At 65.0% G+C, this 22,463-nt stretch carries 22 protein-coding genes; 11 read left to right on the top strand and 11 right to left on the bottom strand.

Annotated features, from left to right (window positions below; translation table 11 throughout):
- The first annotated feature begins 5 nt into the window (after positions 1 to 5).
- Positions 6 to 560, top strand: coding sequence for an RDD family protein (locus B1756_RS11380; protein ID WP_086888646.1), 555 nt, complete (start codon positions 6 to 8; stop codon positions 558 to 560).
- On the opposite strand, the gene B1756_RS11385 is transcribed toward B1756_RS11380, so the two are convergent.
- From B1756_RS11385 to B1756_RS11405, 5 genes are all read right to left on the bottom strand, one after another.
- On the bottom strand, positions 561 to 1,955 hold the full coding sequence (locus B1756_RS11385) for an ABC transporter substrate-binding protein (protein WP_228434342.1): 1,395 nt from the start codon (positions 1,953 to 1,955) through the stop codon (positions 561 to 563). It lies immediately after the preceding gene.
- A 152-nt stretch (positions 1,956 to 2,107) separates the two neighbouring features.
- The gene (locus B1756_RS11390; RefSeq protein WP_086888647.1) at positions 2,108 to 3,184 is read right to left on the bottom strand and encodes an ABC transporter ATP-binding protein; all 1,077 of its coding nucleotides are present in this window, start codon (positions 3,182 to 3,184) and stop codon (positions 2,108 to 2,110) included.
- 61 nt (positions 3,185 to 3,245) lie between these two features.
- On the bottom strand, positions 3,246 to 4,130 hold the full coding sequence (locus B1756_RS11395; RefSeq protein WP_086888648.1) for a carbohydrate ABC transporter permease: 885 nt from the start codon (positions 4,128 to 4,130) through the stop codon (positions 3,246 to 3,248).
- Positions 4,127 to 5,074, bottom strand: a complete 948-nt coding sequence (locus tag B1756_RS11400) for a carbohydrate ABC transporter permease (protein WP_086888649.1) — start codon at positions 5,072 to 5,074, stop codon at positions 4,127 to 4,129. Before B1756_RS11400 ends, B1756_RS11395 begins: the two co-directional genes overlap by 4 nt.
- A 161-nt stretch (positions 5,075 to 5,235) precedes the next feature.
- Positions 5,236 to 6,003: an SDR family NAD(P)-dependent oxidoreductase gene (locus B1756_RS11405; protein ID WP_086888650.1), complete on the bottom strand. Its 768-nt coding sequence runs from the start codon at positions 6,001 to 6,003 to the stop codon at positions 5,236 to 5,238.
- Positions 6,004 to 6,239: 236 nt separating this feature from the next.
- Between B1756_RS11405 and B1756_RS11410 the strand changes: the two genes are divergently transcribed.
- Positions 6,240 to 7,178, top strand: a complete 939-nt coding sequence (locus B1756_RS11410; protein ID WP_086888651.1) for a D-2-hydroxyacid dehydrogenase — start codon at positions 6,240 to 6,242, stop codon at positions 7,176 to 7,178.
- A gap of 76 nt (positions 7,179 to 7,254) precedes the next feature.
- Positions 7,255 to 8,244, top strand: coding sequence for a TIGR03617 family F420-dependent LLM class oxidoreductase (locus B1756_RS11415; protein ID WP_086888652.1), 990 nt, complete (start codon positions 7,255 to 7,257; stop codon positions 8,242 to 8,244).
- Positions 8,245 to 8,345: 101 nt separating this feature from the next.
- Here the strand turns inward: B1756_RS11415 and B1756_RS11420 are convergent, their stop codons facing one another.
- Both B1756_RS11420 and B1756_RS11425 read right to left on the bottom strand, forming a co-directional pair.
- Entirely contained in the window at positions 8,346 to 9,359 is a 1,014-nt protein-coding gene (locus B1756_RS11420) for an MBL fold metallo-hydrolase (protein WP_086888653.1), read from the bottom strand.
- Positions 9,360 to 9,365: 6 nt separating this feature from the next.
- Entirely contained in the window at positions 9,366 to 10,562 is a 1,197-nt protein-coding gene (locus B1756_RS11425; RefSeq protein ID WP_086888654.1) for an acyl-CoA dehydrogenase family protein, read from the bottom strand.
- A 160-nt stretch (positions 10,563 to 10,722) separates the two neighbouring features.
- On the opposite strand from B1756_RS11425, the gene B1756_RS11430 reads away from it, so the two are divergent.
- The 3 genes from B1756_RS11430 to B1756_RS11440 all read left to right on the top strand — a co-directional run bounded on the left by B1756_RS11430 (position 10,723) and on the right by B1756_RS11440 (position 14,632).
- Positions 10,723 to 11,496 (top strand): IclR family transcriptional regulator, encoded by a 774-nt coding sequence (locus B1756_RS11430; RefSeq protein ID WP_186336453.1) that lies wholly within the window; start codon positions 10,723 to 10,725, stop codon positions 11,494 to 11,496.
- Positions 11,497 to 12,280: 784 nt separating this feature from the next.
- Positions 12,281 to 13,792 (top strand): MATE family efflux transporter, encoded by a 1,512-nt coding sequence (locus B1756_RS11435; RefSeq protein ID WP_086890157.1) that lies wholly within the window; start codon positions 12,281 to 12,283, stop codon positions 13,790 to 13,792.
- A gap of 69 nt (positions 13,793 to 13,861) precedes the next feature.
- Complete coding sequence (locus B1756_RS11440; RefSeq protein ID WP_086888655.1) at positions 13,862 to 14,632, top strand: SDR family NAD(P)-dependent oxidoreductase; 771 nt, start codon at positions 13,862 to 13,864, stop codon at positions 14,630 to 14,632.
- 27 nt (positions 14,633 to 14,659) lie between these two features.
- Here B1756_RS11440 and B1756_RS11445 read toward each other — a convergent pair whose 3' ends face one another.
- The 4 genes from B1756_RS11445 to B1756_RS11460 all read right to left on the bottom strand — a co-directional run bounded on the left by B1756_RS11445 (position 14,660) and on the right by B1756_RS11460 (position 17,060).
- Entirely contained in the window at positions 14,660 to 15,049 is a 390-nt protein-coding gene (locus B1756_RS11445; protein WP_086888656.1) for a universal stress protein, read from the bottom strand.
- A gap of 505 nt (positions 15,050 to 15,554) precedes the next feature.
- A complete protein-coding gene (locus B1756_RS11450; RefSeq protein WP_086888657.1) occupies positions 15,555 to 15,866 on the bottom strand; it encodes a DUF7521 family protein in 312 nt (103 codons plus the stop codon).
- Complete coding sequence (locus B1756_RS11455) at positions 15,863 to 16,210, bottom strand: winged helix-turn-helix domain-containing protein (RefSeq protein ID WP_086888658.1); 348 nt, start codon at positions 16,208 to 16,210, stop codon at positions 15,863 to 15,865. The genes B1756_RS11450 and B1756_RS11455 overlap by 4 nt, the downstream gene beginning before the upstream one ends.
- A gap of 88 nt (positions 16,211 to 16,298) precedes the next feature.
- Positions 16,299 to 17,060: an alpha/beta hydrolase family protein gene (locus tag B1756_RS11460; protein WP_086888659.1), complete on the bottom strand. Its 762-nt coding sequence runs from the start codon at positions 17,058 to 17,060 to the stop codon at positions 16,299 to 16,301.
- A 162-nt stretch (positions 17,061 to 17,222) separates the two neighbouring features.
- On the opposite strand from B1756_RS11460, the gene B1756_RS11465 reads away from it, so the two are divergent.
- The 5 genes from B1756_RS11465 to B1756_RS11485 all read left to right on the top strand — a co-directional run bounded on the left by B1756_RS11465 (position 17,223) and on the right by B1756_RS11485 (position 22,350).
- A complete protein-coding gene (locus tag B1756_RS11465) occupies positions 17,223 to 17,852 on the top strand; it encodes a metal-dependent hydrolase (protein WP_086888660.1) in 630 nt (209 codons plus the stop codon).
- Positions 17,853 to 18,001: 149 nt separating this feature from the next.
- Positions 18,002 to 19,183, top strand: a complete 1,182-nt coding sequence (locus B1756_RS11470; protein WP_228434343.1) for a polysaccharide deacetylase family protein — start codon at positions 18,002 to 18,004, stop codon at positions 19,181 to 19,183.
- Positions 19,180 to 20,532 carry a hypothetical protein gene (locus tag B1756_RS11475; RefSeq protein WP_086888661.1) on the top strand — a complete coding sequence of 451 codons (1,353 nt, stop codon included), beginning with the start codon at positions 19,180 to 19,182 and terminating at the stop codon, positions 20,530 to 20,532. The genes B1756_RS11470 and B1756_RS11475 overlap by 4 nt, the downstream gene beginning before the upstream one ends.
- Positions 20,533 to 20,637: 105 nt before the next feature.
- Positions 20,638 to 21,609: a nucleotidyltransferase family protein gene (locus B1756_RS11480; RefSeq protein WP_086888662.1), complete on the top strand. Its 972-nt coding sequence runs from the start codon at positions 20,638 to 20,640 to the stop codon at positions 21,607 to 21,609.
- Between the two features lie 123 nt (positions 21,610 to 21,732).
- Positions 21,733 to 22,350 (top strand): NfeD family protein, encoded by a 618-nt coding sequence (locus B1756_RS11485; RefSeq protein ID WP_086888663.1) that lies wholly within the window; start codon positions 21,733 to 21,735, stop codon positions 22,348 to 22,350.
- Positions 22,351 to 22,463 lie beyond the last annotated feature (113 nt).

Raw genomic sequence — 22,463 nt, forward strand, 5'->3', positions numbered from 1 at the left:
CCCCGATGGTCCTAGACTGGATTCCCACGAGTCGTATCCCCGAACCCGACCTCGAGTCGGCGTCGCCGGCGCTGTTACGCCGGCGCGCAATCGCGACGGTGATCGACCTCGTGATCTGCTATGCGGTCATCGAGACGGCGATCCTCGCCGTGTTGATGGTCGCGTTCACGGACTTCTTCACGGAGCAGGGCGCGCAGGCGTTCCTGTTGAGCCTCGTCGGCCTGATCCCGATCTACCTGCTGTACTCGTTTCTGTGGGAGTGGAAGTTCCTGCGGACGCCGGGGAAAAAGCGGATGGACGTTCTCGTCGTGGAGGCGGATGGCTCCCCCCCGGGGGTCCAGGCGGCGGCGGTTCGAAACGTCCTCCGGTACGTCGACTGGCTGCCGGTCGGCTACCTGCTCGGCTGGCTCCTCGCACGGCGGTCGTCGGACGGCCGCCGGCTCGGTGACCGCCTGGCAGGAACCGTCGTCGTACGACCGAGACGGGACGCAGAAACGCTGTACCACGCTAACAGGGAGTTCGAAACCGAATCGGACTCGATCGAATCCGCTACCGAGTGATCACTGCCAGTTCGACTGCTGTCTAACTTCCTCGATGCGTCGCTCGTACTCGTCGTAGGCCCATTCGTAGGCGTCCTCGGGGTCTTCTCCCTCGACGACGACTCGATTGGTCATCTCTTCTGGGATGTTGAAGGCGCTGACGTGGTTCGATGCGGGCGTACTCGGTATTTCGACGTCCAGTTCCGGGACGATCTCGTCCATGACGTGCTGGTTCTTCCTGAGGAACTCGCCGTCTTCGAGCTGGAAGATCTCTGCCGACTGGTACTCGTCTGTCTCCATGATCTCTTCGTACGGCGGGATGAATCGCATCGGTTCCATGAGCGACGCCTCGACGTGGCGCTCGGGACCGTACATGTACCGCTTGAACTCCCTCGCTTCGTCGGGGTTGCTCGAGCCGTCGATGATCGGTGTCCCGTTGACGAGGATCCATCCGCGCGTGTGGGGATCCACGTCGTCGTTTCTGAGGGGGATGAGCGCCTGTTCGGTGTTCAGCGCGACCTCTTCTGCGCCCGCGAAGTACGCCGGTCCGCAGAGCCAGGCGTTGTTCATGAAACACTGCCCCATCCGCCCGGCGATCCAGTACTCGATCGTCGTCCCCCAGTCGACGGCGGACGGGTCGGGCGAGTACTCGGCCATGTCCTGGAGCATCTCGAGGACGGGCAAGACGTGCTGTTCCTCGAACGCGAGTTCGACCTCGTCGCCCCCAGCTTCCTCCCAGGTCAGGCCCCCGGCGTTGTACAGCCAGTTCGAGAAGTCAGACCCCGACTTCCCGGCGGGCGCACCCGGGAGTGCCCAGCCGCGCATGTCTTCCCACTCGCCGCCGGCTTCGTCGATCGCCCGGGCGTTCTCGCGCAGTTCGTCCCAGGTCTCGGGAACCTCGAGTCCGAGGTCCTCGTAGACGTCCGCCCGGTAGTTGAGACAGCCGCCGACGTAGACGCCGTGAGGGATCGAGTGGAACTCGTCGTCCCGGTCTCCGACCAGCGGCTGGAGCGTGTGATCGAAGAGCACGTCCCCCCAGTGGTCCTGGAGGTCCTCGACGACACCGGTGACGTCCTGAGTCATCCCCTGGTTGATCAGCTCACCGAGTTCCGACGTGGTCGCGTGGTAGAACTCGGGGGGATCGCCGGCCTGCATCAACGCAGCGAGGCGCTGTTCGCCGGTCCCCTCGAAGCCCGCGAACTCGAGGTTGACGGGCACGTCCGACTGTTCCTCCCAGCTCGGGATGAGTTCGTCTTCCCAGTACGGTTCCCACTGGTCTCCGGTAAGGTCAGTCAGGATGTGCAGTTCACCTTCCCCGTCACCGTTACCGCCGCCAAGACATCCAGCGAGCGCACCTGCGATCCCGGCACCGACGCCGCCGAGCACCGTCCGTCTAGTTGTGCCATCAGTTGGCATACACCATATCAATCGTTAACAACAGTATATAAAAGTACCGTCCGTCGTCGCCCAGCGTGGGCGGCCGACACAGCGCCGCATCGGATCACAGGTGTCACCTGCCGAACGGACGGCTTCACTGCCTCGGGTTCACCGCCAAACCGCAGGCGACGTCAGTAGACTCTCAGACCGCTCTCGGGATCGAACGCCTTCAGCGCGTCCGTCTCGAACCTGAGCCCGTACTGGGACTCGCCGCCCCTGAACTCCGGTGGCGTGACGACGGTGATCCGGCCCATCGGCGTCTCGAACAGGCTGTGGGTCTGGTCACCCAGCGTCTCGTCGAAGACGTGATCGGCCGGGATCCCGTTGTCCGGGTCGTCGACGACCTCGATGTTCTGTGGTCGAATCCCGACGCGGATGTTCCCACCGGTGTACTGTTCGAGGGCGTCGTCCCGTTCGAGTTCGTAGGTCTGTTCGCCGACGTCGAGGTCGAGCGCGCCGTTGCGACGGTCGATCCTCGCGTCGAAGAACTCCATGTTCGGCCGCCCGATGAACTCGCCGACGAACGACGACTCGGGTTCGTTGTAGACCTCGCTGGGGGTCCCGACTTGCTCGAGTTCGCCGTCGTTCATGACGGCGATCCGGTCGCTCATCGTCATCGCCTCCTCCTGGTCGTGGGTGACGTACATCGTCGGGCAGCCCACCTTTTCGGTGACTTCGGCGAACAGCGGTCGCAACTCGTGTTTGAGCTTCGCGTCGAGGTCGCTCATCGGCTCGTCGAAGAGGAACATCGTCGGTTCCCTGACGATCGACCGACCGAGGGCGACGCGCTGTTGCTGTCCGCCGGAGAGTTCGCTCGGGTACTTATCGAGCTGGTCTCGGATATGGAGCATCTCGGCTGCTTCCTCGACCCGCTCGTAGCGCTGTTCTTTGCTCGCCCCCTCGAGTTTCAGCGGGTAGGCCATGTTGTCTCGAACGGTCATGTGCGGGTAGAGCGCGATGTCCTGAAACAGGAGCGCGATCCCGCGTTGCTGGACGGGATAGTCGGTGACGTCGTGGTCACCGAACATGATGTTCCCCGAGGTGGCCGTCTCGAGGCCGGCGACGCACCTGAGCGTCGTCGTTTTGCCACAGCCCGAGGGTCCGACGAGTGTGATGAACTCGCCCTCTTCGATCGTGAGGCTGAAGTCGTCGACTGCGACGAGCTGTCCGAACTGTTTCGTGAGGTTCTGGATTTTGACGTCGACCATGAATCGTAATGTGGTATGTGTTGACTCTCGTTATGATTTTGTCTATTCTTACTCTGACACGTTAGAGCGCCCTGATCTTGAATCCCTGCAGGAGGTACGACTGCAGGAAGAACGCGAACAGGAGTGCCGGCATCGAAACCAGCAGGCTCACGGCCATGAACTCCGTCCATCCGGTCTCCCACGACGAGTGGAACAGCCGGAAGATGCCGGGCGGGAACGTCGTGGCGCTGTCGTCCGGCATGAGGATGTACGAGAACGTGAAGTCGCCCCACGCGATGGCGAACGCGAACACCGAGTTCGCGATCATCGCCGGCTTCGTCTGGGGGACGATCACGTCGAGGAAGCCCCGCCACCGCGGCGCACCGGCGACCCACGCTGACTCCTCCATCGACGCCGGGATTGTCTGGATGTACTTCCACATCAGCCAGACCGCGAACGGCAGCGAGATGGCACTCAGTGCGAGGATCAACCCGACGTACCGGTTGAGCAACCCGAGCGTGTCCCAGATGAGGTACAGCGGGATCGCGAGCACGATCGGGCTGAACATGTATCCGACCAGCAGGAAGCGGGCGATCCGAACCTTGTACTTGTACTGGAACCGCGCGAGCCCGTATCCCGCGACCAGCGAGACGACGATCACGGTGATCACGACGCCCGCGCTGACGATGATACTGTTGAGCAGGTACCGACCGACCGTCGGATTCATCACGACTTCGAAGTTCTCGAGCGTGAACGACGCGGCGTCCGGGAGGAACGAGATCCCGGCTTCCTCGAGCGCGAGCCGCGTCTTGAACGCGTTCTGGGCCATCCAGTAGACTGGGAACCCGAGGATCAGGAAGAGGACCCCGTAGCTTCCCCACAGGCCCGCTCGGTAGATCAGGCTCCGGACCGTGTGTGGAACGCGGAAGCTGCGTCCGAACTCTGGTGTTTCGTCTTTCGTGCTCATGTCTGGACCTCCTGACTTGGGTTCATGTACTTGAGGTAGACGATCCCCGTGACGAGCAGGAACAGGAACATCACGATCGCGATCGTGTTCCCCATCCCGTAGGCGCCGGTGCTGAAGGTCTCCTGGTAGGCGAGGATCGGCATCGTCTGGGTAGCGGTACCCGGACCGCCCTGGGTAAGCTGGTAGATGATGTCGTACTTGTTGAACATGAAGATCGCTCGAAGGAAGATCACGACCAGGATCGCGCCGTAGATCCGTGGCAGGGTGATGTCCCGGAACATCTCCCAGGTCGTCGCCCCCGAGACCTTCGCCGCCTCGTAGAAGCGGTCCGGAATCGACTGCAGCTGGGCGAGCGTAAACAGGGTCACGAACGCCGAGAACTTCCAGCTACTGATGATGATGACGGCTCCCATCGAGAGGCTCGTGTTCCCCAGCAGGAATCCGTCCCAGAGCCCTAACTGGATGCCTGCAGCATGCAGGACGCCGTCGTAGGGGTCGAGCATGAACAGGAACATCAGCGTCACGATGATCGTCGGGATCAGGTAGGAGGTGAACACGAGCGTGCTCAGGATCCGGCTCCCGCGCGTGATCTTGTTGATGACCAGTGCCATCCAGACCCCGACGCTCATCTGGATGATCGTCGATCCAACCATGAAGACGACGCCTCGCCACATCGAGCCCCAGAATCGATCGATCTGGAAGACGTTCACGTAGTTCTCTACGCCAACGAACTCCCACTGGGGATTCAACAGTGGAACGTTGTGCAATGATGCGACGAACGCGAATCCGATCGGTATCAGGGCGATGATCGTATAGAGTATCACCACCGGCAGTATCGTGAGCCATCCCCAGAAGTCCTCGGAGGTGATCTCGACCCGACCGATCGAGAACCCGTCCTCGAGGAATCGACGGGAACGTTCGACTGACTCCGTGTCGATTGCCATGCGATACCAATACACGGCATATTTGTTAACAGTTTCGCTCCCGGTGGTCTCGTCGACTCACCCCCGAGCTGTCCCGACCTGCGGTTGCCGACGACGACCGAGATCGATCGAACGCCTCGATCGCACTCGAGGCCGAAACCGAGAATTCGCGGTTAGCAGTACTACTCGAGTCGTGGAGTTCCCTTGATCGTGTACGTCTCGCCGACGACGTACGACGAGGCGGGACTCGAGAGGAACTGTGCGAGGTCGGCGACCTCCTCGGGTCTGCCGATCGTTCGATCGGCGCGCGTCCGGTCGATCGCGTCGTCGTCCTCCTCGACACCCATCTGGGAGCGGACCCCCTCGGTTGCGACCAGTCCCGGTGCGATGCAGTTGACCCAGACGTCGTCTGCCGCCCAGTCGGCGGCGACGGAGGTCGTGTAGTTGATCACGCCGGCTTTCGCGGCCCCGTAGTGGCTCATCGAGCGCGACCCGCGCTGGCCGGCGACGCTCGCGACGTTGACGATGCGTCCGCCACCGTTCTCGCGCATGTGACCGCCGATCACCTGCGTACAGTGCATCGTCCCGTGGAGGTTGATGTCGACGATCGTCTTCCAGCCGTTCTCGCTGATCTCAGCCGGCGGGGCCTGAAAGCTCGCGCCCGCGTTGTTGATCAACACGTCGACGCTGCCGAACGCGTCGACCGTCTCGGTGAGAAGCCGCTCGACCGCCTCGCGGTCGGTCACGTCACACTCGACCGCCAGTGCCCCTCCGCCCTCGTGCGCGTCGATCTCCTCGGCAACTGGCTCGACGTTCTCGAGACTTCTCGAGGTGACGACGACGTTCGCACCGTCGTCGGCGAATCGTTCGACGATGGCCCGACCGATTCCGCTCGAGGAACCGGTGACGACTGCTGTCTTGCCGTCGACGCTGAACTGGCTGGTCGTCACGGCGAACCCTCCCGCATTTCCGCCGGTCGCTGCACCGATCGGTTTGTGCTAACAACACTCATTGCAACAGCATCGTTCGAGGATGTGAGTATTAAACGATTCGCTGCCAGCGAGGTGCGGGGCAGGCCCCAGTGATTTTGTACTGGGTTCTCATATCACGGGAGCATGGACGAACGACTGCGGAGTGGCCGTTTGCGCGGCCGATCGACGGTGCGACGGACTGACGGTGATCGCCCGTGAGCGTCGTCGTCACGCCCTACGTGCTCGCCGGCGGCGGGCCGCTCGTGGCAGAAGCGATCGCCGAGCGTCGGCCTGGCCTCGAGATCGAATACGTCGACGACGAGGACGACCTCGTCGAACGCGTCGCCGACGCCGAGGCGGTTCTCACCCACCGGCTCCCTGACTCGATCCTCGAGGCGGCGACAGACCTCGAGTGGGTACAGGCACTCAGTGCCGGCACGGACGCCTACGATCACGACGCCCTCGCCGACCGAAACGTCGCACTGACGACCGTCTCCGGCATTCACGCGAAGCCGATCGGCCAGCACGTCCTCGCGGCACTGCTTCACTTCGAACGTCGGTTCGATCGCGCGGTCGCCCAGCAACGCCGTTCGGAGTGGCGTCGGTACACCGGCGGTGAACTCGGCGACCGAACGGTCGGCATCGTCGGCGTCGGCGCGATCGGCTCACAGGTCGCCGAGTACTGCCAGCCCTTCGACGCTCGCATCGTCGGGCTCAAGCGCGACCCGACCGACGCGCCGGAGACCCTCGCGGAAAGCTACGGGCCGGACGACCTCGAGACCCTGCTCACCCAGAGCGACTACCTCGTGCTCGCGTGTCCGCTGACCGAGGACACCCGCGGGCTGATCGACGCCGATGCGCTGGCGACGCTTTCCGGGGACGCCGTCGTCGTCAACGTCGCCCGCGGTGAGGTCGTCGACGAGACCGCACTGATCGACGCCCTCGAGGCCGACGAACTGGGTGGAGCGGCCCTCGACGTCTTCGAGGAAGAGCCCCTCCCGGAGGAGTCGCCCCTGTGGGACCGCGACGACGTGCTTCTCACGCCCCACATCGCCGGGTCGACGCCACACTACTGGGACCGCTGTGCCGAGGTCTTCCTCGAGAACTGGGACCGGTACCAGTCGGGCGAGTCGCTTCGGAACCGGGTCGTCTGACCGGGCGCTGGTCGGTCCGTACTCGCCGGGGAGAACCCGTCGATACTTTGAAGCGTCGAGCGGTAGATGTGATCGTATGTCACAGTTGCATATCGACGCGACCGTTTCCGAACTTTCAGACGAGGCGGCCTCGGCGGCCGCACGCGCGGAGGAACTGGGCTTCGATGGCGTCTGGACGGCCGAGACGGCCCACGACGCGTTCTTGCCCCACCCGCTGATCGCCGAGCACACCGACTCGGTCACACACGGTACCCGGATCGCCCTCGCGTTCACCCGGAGTCCGATGGTGCTGGCGTACCAGGCGTGGGACCTCGCCCGCTACAGCGACGGCCGGTTCGTTCTCGGACTCGGCACGCAGGTCAAGGGCCACAACGAACGTCGCTTCAGCGTCGACTGGGAGGCCCCCGGCCCGCGCTTGCGCGAGGTCGTCGAGTCCGTCAGGCACGCCTTCGAGGTCTTCCAGGGCGACGCCGACCTCGAGTACGACGGGGACCACTACTCGTTCTCACTGATGACCGAGAACTTCAATCCGGGACCGATCGATCATCCCGAGGTCCCCATCTACATCGCCGGGATCAACGAGTACAACGTCCGACTCGCCGGGGAACTGTGCGACGGGCTCGCGATGCACCCGTTCAACACGCCGGGGTACACCGAGGACGTTATCGCCCCCACTGTCGCCGAGGGGGCGGCCCGCGCGGACCGCGACGAGGTCGACGTCGAACTCTCCGCGAGCCCGTTCGTCGTGACGGGCGAGACCGAGGACGAACGCGACCGGGAACGCGAACGGATTCGACGGCGAATCGCCTTCTACGGCAGCACCCGCACCTACCACGACGTCCTCGCCCACCACGGCTGGCGCTCGATCGGCGAGGAACTCCACGACCTCTCCCGGGAGCAGCGCTGGGACGAGATGGCCGACCTCGTCACCGACGAGATGGTCGCCACGTTCGCACTCGAGGCCGAACCCGACGAACTGCTCGCCGAAGCCGAAGCCGTCTACGGCGACGTCGCGGACCGAATCGGCCTGCCGCTCGAGCACGGGGAGGCGTTCCTCGAGTCGTAACCACTCTGGCCGCAACTCGACTCGTCGTCTCTCGCAGAACTGTCGTCTCCTTCTGACGCCGAGACCGAACGAAAATCGTGACAGCGATCGTTCCGTCGTCCTTACGCCGACCGGTAGTACCGCATCCCGTCGTCGCGTTCGCGGACGATCGCGCCCCCGGACTGGAGCCGGCCGAGCGCGCCGATGGTGTCGAGCAACTGTGCCGGATGGCGGCTCTCGCCGACGCGGTGGCGGGTCAACTCGACCGGGGTTGCCGGTCCGGCGGCCCGGACGGCCTCGAGCGTGTCCGCCACGAGCGTGTCGAGTTCGTAGCGCGTGTCGTGAACGACGCCCTCGACGTCCTCGAAGACCGGCCCGTGGCCGGGGTAGGCTCGCTCTGCTGCCGGTGCGACCGACTCGAGTCGGTCCATCGCGACGTAGAAGGCGTCGATCGACTCGTAGGCACCGTGGTCGAGGCCGACGTGGAGCGCCGCCGCGCGGAACGGCTCGATGAGCGCGTCGCCGCTGAAGAGGACGCGGTCGCCGTCGATCACGGTACCCAGACTCGCGTGGTGGATCTGGTGTCCGGGCGTGTGAATCGGTTCGAACGTTCGACCGTCGATCGAGAACACCCCGTCGAACGAGTACGGCCGTGCCTCGTCGGGGTCGAGCAGGTCCCGGTTACGCTGGAGCGAGTCGCGGGCGCGGTCGACCTGCTTTTCGATCGCCTCGCCGCGCAGGCCGGCCGATCGGGCGACCTCCCGAACCCCTGCGACGAGGTCAGCTTCGTCGCGCTCGAGTTGCTCGAGGACGGGGTCGGGAGCGTAGACCGGGACCCCGGCCGCCACGAACAGTGGTACCTGCCCCGTGTGGTCGGTGTGGGGGTGCGTGACGATTACGGCACCGACGTCGGCGGGTTCGTACCCGCGCGCGGCGAGTTCGTCGATCATCGTCTCCGTCCCGCGGTCGGTCGGATCGCCAGCGTCGATCAGGATCGGGGCCCGATCCGGCGATTCGATGAGATACGCTGCGGCGTGTTTCGGCGGCCAGTCGACCTCGAAGTGAAGCCGCGAGACGCCGTCGCTCGTCGGAGGGTCCTCGGGCGAGACGTTCGCGTCGCTCCTCGAGTCGCTCATCGCCGGTTAGATGAGTTCGCGGGCGATCGTTCGCTTCTGGATCTCGTCGGTCCCCTCGAAGATGCGAAGCACGCGCGAGGAACGGTAACGGCGTTCGATCTCGAGGTCTTTCATGTATCCAGCGCCGCCGTGGACCTGCATCGCGACGTCTGCGGCCTTGTTAGCAAGTTGTGCGCCTCGAAGCTTGGCCATCGATTCCTCCTTGCGGGCGCGCTCGCCCTGGGTCATCTTCCAGGCAGCGTAGCGGTAGAGCTGGCGGACCTGCTCGATGTCGGCGGCGAGGTCGGCCAGCTGGAAGGAGACGCCCTGCCGGTGTGCGATCGGTTTGTCGAACGTCTCGCGGTTGCGGGCGTACTCGACGGACATGTCGAGCAGGTGCTGGGCCTGCCCGACCGCGCTGGCGGCGATGTTGAGCCGACCGCCGCCGATCCAGCTCATCGCCTGCTGGAAGCCAGCACCGACCTCGCCCATGACCTTGTCTTCGCCGACGCGACAGTCGTCGAAGTGGAGCTCGGCGTGGGTGCCGGGGGTCATCCCCATCGATCGGTGAATCGACCCGACCTCGAAGCCGGGGTTGTCGGCATCGACGAGGAACGCCGTCACGCCCTCGATGTCGCCTTTCTCACCGCTCGTCCGGGCGAACACCATCGCGAAATCGGCGTATGGCCCATTGGTAATGTAGACCTTCTGACCGTTGATGACCCACTCGTCGCCGTCTTTCTCCGCGCGCGTGTCCATGTAGTGAGCGTCACTGCCGTGGCTCGGCTCGGTAAGCGCGAAACAGGTCGTGATCTCACCGTCCATCAGCGGATAGAGGTACTCTTCGCGCTGTTCTTCGTTACACTCGAGCAGGATCGGCGTGGGGCCGCCGGCACCACCGAAGATGTGGCTGTGGAAGCCAGGCGGTCGGTTCGACATGTGCTCTCCAACGATCGATCGCGTGAGAACGTCCACGTCGCCGCCGCCGACCTCTTCCGGCATCGTCATGCCGTAGAAACCTGCTTCGACCGACTTCCGCCGAATTTGCTCGACGATCTCGCGGTACTCGGGCACCTGCCGGTGGTTCTCGTCGACGATGTGCTTCTCGTAGTCTTTCCCGAGGAACTTCTCGTGTTCTTGCTCGAGCGGCTTGACTTCCTGTTCGATGAAGTCTTCGAGCGCTTTCGTTATCTGGACTGCCTCGGACGGTTCGCTAAAGTCCATACTCCATATGACTGAAGGGACAACTTAAGTGTTACCGTGGTTCACGGTTTCACGCCACACTGGAAAGCGTCGGGCTCGTTTCGGACACCGATTTTATCCGGGCGCGTTTAGCGTTCAACAGAGGGGAACAGCTATAATCCCGGCGGAAAGATAATTGCATATGGACGCCCGACGCGGCACCGAGGTGAATCGGATCGAAGCCGTCGTGAAAGCCCTCGACGTTCTCGAGGGCCTCTGGCGGGCCGAAGGGGCCGGCGTAACGGAGCTGACCGAAGAGACGGGACTCGCCAAGAGTACGGTTCACGCCCATCTGAGCACCCTTCGCTCGAAGGGGTACGTCGTCAAACACGGTGACGAGTATCGACTGAGTCTTCGTTTCCTCTCGTTCGGCGAGTACGTCAAACAGGCAGAACCCATGTACGAGGCGTCTGAGACTCCTGTCGCGGATCTCGCGGAACGAACGGGCGAACGCGTTCTCTGTTCCGCTCAGCAGAACGGCCTGGGTATGATCGTTCGTGCCGACGACGGGAACCGTTCCGTGACCTCCGACATCGACGTGGGCACACCCATCTATCTCCACTGTTCGGCCGGTGGGAAGGCGATGCTCGCTCACTTCGATGACCAACGCGTCGAACGGGTCGTCAACGAGTGGGGGTTGCCGGCGTTCACCGACGAGACGATCACGAACTGGGACACGCTCTCCGCAGAACTCGAGGAGATCCGCGAGGCGGGGATCGCTTACAACCGTGGCGAGTATCTCCCGGGTGTTAGCGCCGTCGCCGCGCCCGTCATCGACAACGACGGGAACGTCTACGGTGCCATCACCGTCTCCGGACCGAGCCACCGCCTCGAGAACGAGTGGGAGATCGACGAACTGCACAACCAGTTGCTCTCCGCGGCGAACACGATCGAAGTCAACTTGCTCTTCTCGTAGCGTTCGACAGCGTTGAACGAACCGTCGTCGTTCGTGGGCCCTTCCCGTGGATCGCGAGCGTGTGGTAGTCTGGGCGGCAGTCTGACTTGTTGTATGGTACCGAACCCCGGACTACTGTGGACAATTACACGCGTATGTGTGTAATATCCCGTCGCCACACGTGTTTACAGCAGTACGGCAGTAATCAGATCGGGGTGGTGGGAGCCGTCCCATCGGCGGTGTGGCTCGTCTGATCGTTTTCGGTCAGCTATTAAATACAACTTGACCAGTGGGCTATAACGTCACTTGAGTTTTATATAACTGTGATGGAACCGGCTGCGGAAAACGAGCTAACATGTAGTGATTAGAGACCAGCTAACTGGCTATCGATGTATTCTACCTTCGACGAGGGTCGTACACAGATCGATCGTCACCACACAACATAACTGGTTCTGCGAGGAGTATATGTAATTTAGAGTGGTTTTGTGCCCTGTCCTTCTCAGTACTCCGCTACTGCCCTCTATAGAATGCTATTTTAGATTATATAGATTAAAATCTGATATACGTACCTCAGGTGATCGAAACCTGATGGACTGAACGCGGTCGGGCCGTCGACTGCACGCGTTCGGCTGGATTGAACGGCCCAGTGGTTGCCGTTCCGACTGGGCGGCACGCGACGGTGACGCTGGCCGGTGAACGTCGGCGCGATCGTCCACCGAGTCCGCCGGTATTTCGATTCGAAACCGGATCGTCCTGCCGCCTCGAGAACTCCTTTCTCTCCGGTTCACTAACCGATCGGGAGTTCGTGGCCCGTCGATTCCCAAATCCGATTCGAGCGTGTATTCGCTGGATCGGACTCGCACTCGCCCGATTCGGCCTGATCGGGGCCGACAGAGCCCGGCGGACGGCCGACCTCGCGTGGCCGCGGATCGTCACCGGGCTCGCGCGGATGTCCAAGAGCGCCGTCGACGTCGCGATGGTCGGCGTGGCGATCGGCCCTGCCGCGATCGCTGGCGTCGGCTTCGCCTCCCCGTACTGGGGACTGGCGTTCACCGTCGGCGGGGGTGTCGCCGGTGGCACGATCGCCCTCGTCTCCCAGCGCTACGGTGCCGGGGCGTTCGATCAACTGGGGCAGGCCGTCCGCTCGAGCGCCGTCCTCGTGGTCGCGCTGACACTCCCGATCACGGCGGTCTTCTGGACCTATCCTCACGCGTTGATCTCGCTCGTGAGCAGCGATCCGGAGGCGATCGCCTACGGAGCGGCGTACCTCCAGATCGTCGGGCTCGGGATTCCGTTCGCGGGGCTCAACCTGATCGGGAGCCGGACGTTCGTCGGGATGGACGACGCGTGGACGCCGATGGTGGTGCGCGCGGGCGGTGCCGTCGCGAACATCCTCCTCAACGCCGTCCTCATCTTCGGGCTCGAGATGGGCGTCGTCGGCGCGGCGCTCGGGACCGTGCTCGCGAACCTCGTGGTGACGGCGACGTTCGCCGTCGGGCTGGTCGCCGGGCGGCTCCCCGGGATGGCGACCTTTCCGACCAGCGTCGATCCCGTCGGGAGCTACCTGCACGTGGCCACCCTCCGGGACCTGACGACGATCGGTCTTCCCGTTCTCGGCACCCGGTTCGTCTGGACCGTCGCGGAGTTCCCGATGCTCGCCATCGTCGACGTTTTCGGTCAGGACACCGTCGCCGCTTACGTCATCGCTCGCCGCATCTGGGGCCTGATGAACACTCCCGGCTGGGGCTTCGGACTCGCCGCCTCGAGTCTCGTCGGCCAGGAACTCGGCACCGGTGAGGAGGCCAACGCAGAGATCTACGGTCGCGAAATCGTCCGCTTCTCGGTCGCCACGTACGTCCTCGCGGCGGGGCTCGTCGCCGTCTTCGCCGAGCCGATCGTCCTCGTCTTCGCCGACGACCCAGCGGAGCTGTCGGTCCCCATCGCCGTCGCGCTCGTCCACGCGGCCTGCGTCGCCGTCGTCCTGCAGGGCGTCTCGACTACTGCAGCGGGCGCTCTCGAGGCCAGTGGCGACACTCGATGGCCGTTCTACAGCCAGTTGCTCGGCCTGTTCGGCCTCGCGATCCCGCTCGCGTACGTCGGTGCCGTCGGCCTCTCGATTCCCTCGCCGGGGACGATCCCGGTACTCGGGGTTACTGTGCCCGGACTCGAGGTGCCCGCGGTCGGCCTCTGGGGACTCTACCTCGCGTTCCTCGCCGAGACGGCGGTCCCAGCGGCGATCAACTACTACCGCTTCGCCAGCGGTCGGTGGAAGGTCATCAGCCGGGGCTACCGGCCGGAGACTCCGGGAGACGACTGACTGCGCTCGAGTCGTCGAGGAATCCACGCGGGCGCAACGATTATCCGATCGTTCGCAGATGTGAGAGGTATGGTCACAGGACTCACTGCCTTCGTGACGGGAGCCAGCCAGGGACTCGGTCGCGAAATCGCCATCGCGTTCGCCGACGCGGGCGCGAACGTCGCCCTCGCCGCTCGCGGCGACGGCATCTACGAGACAGCCGGGCTAATCGACGACCCCGATCGAACGCTCGCCCTCGAGTGCGACGTCACCGACGAGTCGGCCGTCGAGTCGGCCATCGAGGAGACCGTCGAGACGTTCGGTGGACTGGACTGTCTCGTCAACAACGCCGGCATCGCCGGTCCGACCGCACCGATCGCGGAGACGACCGACGACGACTGGCTCGAGACCCTCGACGTGAACGTGATCGGGATCGCCCGGACGGTCAGGGCGGCTGAAACCCACCTGCGCGACTCAGAGCAAGGAAGCATCGTCAACATCTCCTCGATCGGCGGGAAGCGTCCGTACCCGAACCGGTCGCCCTACGCGGCCTCGAAGATGGCCGTCATCGGCCTCACGCGAACCCTCGCGTTCGAGTTCGGTCCCGACGAGGTCACTGCCAACGCGATCTGTCCAGGGCCGGTCGAGGGCGAGCGTATCCAGCGGGTGTTCGAACGTCGGGCCGAGCGACGAGACGTCGCTCCGGAGGACGTAGAACAGGAGAACGTCGCGAACCTGGCGATCGAGGAACTCGTCCCCCCGGAGGAGGTCGCGGCGCTCGCGGTCTCGATGGCGAGTTCGGAGATGCGCCACGTCACCGGGCAGGACGTCAACGTGGCAAGCGGTGGGGCCTGGTACTGACTCCGCTCTGCGAGGGTAGGCCCGGGCTCACTCCTCGAACTCGGGAATCGGGGCGACGACGACCGGCCGCGTCGCCTCCTCGAGCACCGTCCTCGCGGTCGATCCCACCACGCGATCGGCCTCCGGGTCGCCAGCGTGGGCACCCACGACGAGTTCGTCGGCGTCGACTTCCTCGGCGATCTCGAGCAGCGTCGGTGCGGGATCGCCGACCCGGAGGTCGGTCTCGACGACGCAGACGCCGCCGAGTCTGACCGGAGCGACGTTCAGGGCCTCCTGTCTGTCCCGTCGGGTCGCCGGGTCGTTCCGGCTGGCCGCTGCCGCCACCGTCACCGTATCTCCGGCCGAGACGCGCGTCTCGAGGTAATCACAGATCGCCGCCGTCGTGTGCACCGAATCGGTGCCCGCGAGGAAGTGCATACGAGTGCTCTCGTGTGATCGCATACCAATCCTGCGGAACGTGCACTCGGTGTCCGACAGCCCTCGCTGACCACTGGTCTGCCGACCGGAACGACCTATCGGATTTTCTCACCGAGAAAACGCGCTCCCACCTCTAATACTCCGGGGCAGGGAGTGATCGATGGGGGACGTAACAGGGTTCCCTGACTGGTCCCCCGTGCCCGATCACCCGGCCGACGCACGCCCTCGCTGGGCCGACCCCGCCCCACCACGGTCCACTCCGCGTCGCCCGACCCGACCTGCCCAACGCAGGGCATCCGCCCGCTCTCCCCTCTCCGCTCTAGCTTCGGCCCGGATGGGGTCGATTCCCCGGCCGTGACTCGATAATTCGGCTCCTTCCGAGACCCTGCTCCGATAGTCCATCGACTGTCCGACCCGGTTCCTTCGTGGCCCTCATTCGAGGCTCAGTTCGTCAGCTGCGAGGTCGAATCAGTTCCAACTCGAGAGTGAGTCGGTACGAGCCGTCTCAGTGCCGACCATAGAGCGAATAGGTGATCGCGACCAGTCCACACAGCCGGCTGACGTTCTCGAAGAACACCGTCACGATCTGGTCGAACCCCGAGAACGTCGTCAGGGAGACGTTGAGGAGAAACGGCACCAGCGTCAGCAAGACCAGCCCGATCGCGAGGTAGAGCATCGACGGCGCGTCGTTCCGTCGGTACCCCCGGTAGGCCTGATAGGCGATGATCGTCCCCAGCAGGGCCACGAGGAACAGCGTCGCGACCGTCATCAGTTCGAAGAAGGTCGCCTCGTCGACTCGAACGGAGGCCTGACTCATCGTATCCCCTCCCACATGCGGGTGAACCGGTCGGCGACGTCCTCGTCACGGTAGCTCACGTCGAGTTCGAACGCCCCATCCTCGAGTGAGAGTTCGAGGGCCTCGAGGTTGGCGCTGTAGACGCTGTAGTGGTTGCCGTCGGGGGCGAGTTCGGTCTCTTCGGTGACGAGCTGGTACTCCGTGAGTCGATCGAGACGGCGATAGATCGTCGGGAGAGAGGCATCACAGTGCTCGCTCAGTGTGCTGGCAGACATGGGTTCGACGCTGGTGTGGGTGAGGATGTCGCGGGCGTACTCGTCGTCGAGGATCGAGAGGATCGTCGACAGGTCACTCTCCTCACTCACTTGTAGGCTATCGTTCTGACATCGGTATGAAAAGCTATCCGGTTTTTCTGAGCGAGAAAATACGCTATCTGTGGTCTCGAGACTGGTTCTACGGCGCGATCCCACCCTCCTCGAGCCAGCCGACGGTCGCCTCGCGCAGTCGCCGCTCTGCAGCCCGTGAAAACCGGTGGCCCTCTCCGGCGTAGAGCCAGCAGGCGACGTCGGTCTCGAGTGCGCCCGCCGCCTCGAGGCTGTCCTCGACGGGGACCGACTCGTCGTCTCTGCCGTGAGCGATGGCGACCGGAACCGCGAGGTCCCGCGCGACCGGTTCGAACGGGTACCGCTCGAGGACCTCGAAGAACCGCTCGTCGATCCGCTGGGTCCGGTCGCTGTGCTCGTCTTCGAGGACGATCTCGCCCTCGGCGGCGACCTGCTCGCGGTAGCCGTCGAACGCCCGGGTATAGGTGACCGGTGCGCGCGTGACCACGGCCTCGACGCGGTCGGCCGCGAACGTCGCCGCCGCGTGCAGGGCGACCGTCCCGCCGAAACTCGAGCCGAACAGGACACAGGTTTCGGGGTCGACGAACTCGAGGACGGCCCCGAGGTCGGCGAGTCGGGACTCGAGCGTGGAGTCGACGAACTGGCCGTCGGAGTCGCCACAGCCACGAAAGTCGAACCTGACGGCGGGGTAACCTTCCGCCACCGCGCGCTCACAACGGCCCTCGTAACTGCCGGTGCGGTCGCTGCGGAGGCCGTGACAGCAGACGAACCACGGCCGTTCCGGGTCGGCTGCGTCGTCGTCCAGTGGGCCGTCGTGGACGTCCGCGACGACCGTCTCGCCGTCGACGTCGATCCGGTGGGTTTCTGCCATGGCCGGAGTAGGGGCCGCCGACCCCGTAGTCGTTTTCGCTCGTCGCTCGAGTTCGCAACCAGTCGCTGATCCCGCCCGCCGTCGCCGATCCGGTCGGACGCCCGCGCGCCCTGGGGTGGTAGCCCGACCATAACTATCCCCGCGACGCCGCCATCCCCGGTGATGTGGCCCTGGGAACACGCCATCGTTGGCTACCTCGCGTACTCACTCTTCGTCCACCTCGTCTATCGTGACTCGCCGACCGGCCTCGAGACGCTGGCGGTCGTCTTCGGCTCCCTCCTGCCGGACCTGATCGACAAACCGCTGGCGTGGGAGTTCGGCGTCTTCGAGGCGGGGTACGCGATCGGTCACTCGATCTTCGTCGCGATCCCGCTCTCGATCGCGGTGGGCCTGCTCGCCCGCCGCGTCGGCCGCACCCGCGCGGGAATCGCCTTCAGCGTCGGCTACCTCTTACACCTCCCCGCGGACGTCCTCGACGCCTACGTCCGGGGTGGGCAGGTCGCCCCGGAACTCATGTTCTGGCCCATCGCTACCGTCGAGGAAGTCGGCGAGCCAGCCGGCTTCCTCGCGGAGTTCACGCGCCTGTTCGGCCAGTACCAGGAGGCGCTGCTGGCCGGCGACCTCTCGACGTACATGTGGGCTCAGGTCGGTCTCGCTGCACTCGCCGGCCTCGTCTGGCTGGCAGACGGTGCGCCCGTCCTGCGTGAGGTCCTGGTCTGGTTCAGACGGCTGGTCACGGCCGCAGTCGGTCGAAACGGGCCACGAGAGTCCGTTCCCGACGACCGCAACTGACCCGTCGACCGGCGGTAATGTCCTCATTTACTATCGGTCGATAGCGGTGACTCTCGAGCAGTGATGATCGACAGTCCCCCGTTTTCCTCCGTCCGCCAGTTGCCCGCTCGTCTCCGTCCTCGATTCCCTGGCCCTGATGGTGACGGGCGATGGCCCGGATCGTCGAGCGCTCGAGCGGTCCCCAGTCGATTTCCCACGGGGGTGAGACAGTGACCCCGCCAGCCCTCGAAAGCGCTCCTCGACTCGAGGCCCTTCCGGCCGACGCCGAGTTCGCCCTCTGTCTGACTCACGACGTCGATCGGCCGTACAAGGGGCTTCGGGGGCTGTTCTTCGCGACACGGGAACGGCCGGGCTACCACCTCCGGACCGTTCTCTCTGGCGAGAACCCCTACTGGCAGTTCGAGAACGTGATGGCTCTCGAGGACGACCTCGGCGTTCGATCGTCGTGGTACGTGCTGAACGAACAGCACCTGCTGCTGGATCGACCGCCGAGAGACTGGACTGCACCGGCGAACTGGATTCAACACCTCGGGCGCTACGACGTGACGAGCGACGAGATCGCTGGTGTCCTCCGCGCACTCGAGGAGGGTGGCTGGGAGGTCGGCCTTCACGGCTCTTTTCATACCGCCGACGACCCGGCCAGAATTCGCGAAGAGACGGCGACGCTCGAGTCGGTCCTCGACGGTCCCGTGACCGGCGGGAGACAGCACCACCTCCGGCTCTCGCCACCGGAGACGTGGCACTACTACCGACTCGCAGGGCTCGCCTACGACGCCAGTCTCGGCTCGACGACGGAGTGTGGGTTCCACCACGGCTACCATCCGATCCGGCCGTTCGACGACGAGTTCGTCGTCTTTCCACTGACGATCATGGATCAGGCGCTCCCAGATCCGGCGCGGCGACCGAACGCCGCCCGACGGACCTGCAACCGGCTGCTCGAGGAGGCCGCGGCGAACGACGCGGTGATGTCCGTCCTCTGGCACCCCCGGTACTTCAGCGAGCGCGAGTTCCCGGGTCACCGCGACCTCTACCGGTGGGTGATCGAGCGCGGTCAGGAGCTGGGTGCCTGGATCGGTTCGCCGCGGAACTACCTCGAGGCCGTCGACGCCGACTGCGTCCCCGGAGACGAGTCGGCCCGGGCCCCGGCATCGGATCCGACTGGCGGCGCTTCTCTCGCAACCGATCGAGAGCCATCCGCCACCGCCGGGTCGGACCCCACGACGGGGGGCGGGCAGCCGGCGAGCACCGATGGCGGCCTCGAGCGTGCGAGCGATGAGCGAGCCGGTTCTGACGTGGCAAATGGCGTGAGCGACCGGAGGGGGGCGCGATGACCAGTAGAGTCGCGTCGGCGCTGGTTGCGGCGCTGCTCGTGGTCAGCGCCGTCGGCGGGGTGGTTGGCATCGTCGGAATCGCTCCCGTCGAGACGACGGCTGCACAGACCCAGTCGACCGAGACCTACGTCGTCGAACACGGCGGCGCCTGCCAGCCGATCGAACCCCTGTCGAGTGCCGGATCGGTCGAGGCCTTCTACGACTACCGCGATCACGAGACTCACCCCGAGGACGTGGACCGTCTCTACAGCTCCTACGGGACGTCTCACTTTCAGGAGTCCGACACGAGCCTGCTGTTCCTCCACGAGGGGACAGACGGGGTGAGCCTCGTGATGGTCCACGACGAACTCGAGGGCGGGTCCGATGGCGGCGTCGTCACGCTCGACCTCGTCGGTACCCCCCACGACGCCGAGTGGGTAGTCAGAAACGACAACTACGACGGCGAGACGAACCAGGACGAGTTCGAAACCGGCGACGGCTGGGCGTCGGCCTCGTGGGCGTACATCGTCGACCGCACCGGCGGCGGTGCGCTCAACGGCGGCTTCGGTGACCACTTCGCGGTCACGATTCACCCGGCGTTCAACGAGGACGCTGACCTGTACGATCCGGAGATCGAAGAGGAGTTCGCCGACGAGAACGTCACCGGACAGGGCGGAGACGTCTGGGACGGTGGCATGATCGACGAGTGGCACGTCCTCTCCGGCGACGCCGAGGACCCCGACCGGTACGACCTCGAGGACCTCGACGAGCCGGTGACCGTCAGGACCGGCTCCTGTTCCGACCCGTCGGTCTCGTACGACCGAACCGACGGTGGGATCGCCGCGACGATCGCAGACGCCAGCCCCGACGACAGCGTCCCGCTCCAGCCGGTCGGTGGCGACAGCGACGCGATCCGGTTCGACCGCCTCGACGTAACCGGTCTCGAGGGCGAGGCGACGCTCGCGTTCGGTGCCGGAGATGCAACCGGGGCGTCGCTCCCCGACGGTGTCGAACCCCTCTCGGCGCTCGAGGTCACCGGGAACGGGACCGACGACGCCAGTGGCACGGTGACGGCATCGGTCGACGCGACTGCACTCGAACAGCGTGGCGTCGGACCGAGTGAGGTTGCCGTCTACGAGCAGGACGGCGACTCCTGGACCGAGGCCGAGACCCGCGTCGTCGACGACCGGGGGAGCACCTATCAGGTCGAAGCCGGCGTCGACTCGGTAGACGACGTGATCGTCGCCGTCGACGCACCCGAGGAGTCCCTCGCCGGCAGCTGGTTCTCGAGTCTCGGCATCGGCGGCGTGGTCGCGATCGGCTCCATCCTGTTGCTCGCCGCCCTGTACGTCGCGAGCTGGCGCCGGTAGCCGGGCGGCGTCGACGGCCGCCACGACGTCCGGTGCCGGCGCCTGCAGGCAGTTTCGATCGCTGAAAGGGCAAATGACTTACAGCGGGCCGGCGAAAGCGCCGACATGAAAGCCGTCGTGCTCGCCGGCGGATACGCGACCCGGCTCTGGCCGATCACCAAGCATCGGCCAAAGATGTTCCTGCCGATCGGCGACTCGACCGTCGTCGACCGTATCTTCGCCGAACTCGAGGCCGACGACCGGATCGACGAGGTCTACGTCAGTACGAACGAGCGGTTCGCCGCCGAGTTCGAAGCGCACCTCGCCCAGAGCGAGTTCGAGAAACCTCGACTCTCGGTCGAGGAAACCACCGAGGAGGCCGACAAGTTCGGCGTCGTCGGCGCGCTCGCCCAGTTGATCGATCGCGAGGACGTCGACGACGACCTGCTCGTGATCGCCGGCGACAACCTCATCAGTTTCGACGTCGCCGACTTCGTCGACTACTTCCAAGAACAGGGGGCACCGACGCTCGCCGCCTACGACGTCGGCTCGCGCGAGAAAGCCAAGTCCTACGGCCTCGTCTCACTCGAGGGCGATCGCGTCGTCTCTTTCCAGGAGAAACCCGACGACCCCGACTCGACGCTCGTCTCGATCGCCTGCTATGCGTTCCCCCGGGAGTCGCTCTCGCTGCTCGAGACCTACCTCGAAGACGGCAACAACCCCGACGAACCTGGCTGGTTCGTCCAGTGGCTCCAGGATCGCGAACCGACCTACGCCTACACCTTCGAGGGCGCGTGGTTCGACATCGGAACTCCCGAGAGCTACCTCGACGCGGTCGCCTGGCACCTCGACGGCGACTCGCTGGTCGACGAGTCGGCGACTCTCGAGAACGCGACCATCGGTGAGAACGTCCACGTCATGGCCGACGTAACGCTCGAGGACACTCATCTCGAGCACGCCGTGGTCTTCCCGGACGCCACGATCCAGAACGCCGACGTCCGTCGGTCGATCATCGACGAGGGAACCCGGCTCGAGGACATGGACCTCGCGGGCGCGCTCATCGGGGCGCACACGACGATCACGAACGGCTCGCCGTAGGCCGAGCAGTTCGACCACGACGTGAACGTCGTCGTGGACGGTCAGCCGACGCGACCCTCTGCAGTTCCGGACGGACCGATTGTCGCGTAAACATTTAATCGGCGTCGGCACCAAGGGCCGTCTATGCTCGAGGCCCTCGCTGGGAACGTACCACTCCTGTTGCTCTCCGTGGGATTAGTCCTGATGGCCCTCGAGGCCATCTCCCCGGGTGCGAACTTCGTGGTGGTCGGCGTCGCGCTGGTCGGTGCGGGACTGCTCGGCGTCTTCCTCCCGATCACCAGTCCGTTCATCCTCGCCGGACTGGCGCTGGGGATCGGCCTCGTCGCGGCCTACATCTACCACGAGTTCGACTTCTACGGCGGCAAAGGGACCGCCCAGACCAAAGACTCGAGTTCGCTCGCGGGCGCGACCGGCTACGCGACGCGAACGATCACCAGCCGCGACGGCGAGGTCAAACTCGACGAGGGTGGCTTCGCCCCCTACTACAGCGCGCGAACGAGCGGCGACTCCATCGAGGAGGGCGAAGAGATCATCGTCCTCGATCCCGGCGGCGGGAACGTGCTCACGGTCGAATCTCTCGACGCGATCGCCGACGACGAGATCGACCGCGCGCTCGCTCGCGACGCCCAGTCGAGAGCCAGACGGGAGAGCGAAGCCGACGAAACCGAACCCGTCGGTGAAGCCGAATCGGACAGCCGACCGCTCGACGACCGGGAACGTGAGACGGAGCCGTCGGACTGAGACGAACGTCTCTCGGCTCCTCCGTGAATCCGTACCGCTGACCTCGAATCAGCCGATCCCCGAACCGCACGAATTTTGCACGCGACGGAACTGACTGACACCGTCCAGTTGAG

The organism is Natrarchaeobaculum aegyptiacum (genome assembly GCF_002156705.1).
GTDB classification, from domain to species: Archaea; Halobacteriota; Halobacteria; order Halobacteriales; family Natrialbaceae; genus Natrarchaeobaculum; species Natrarchaeobaculum aegyptiacum.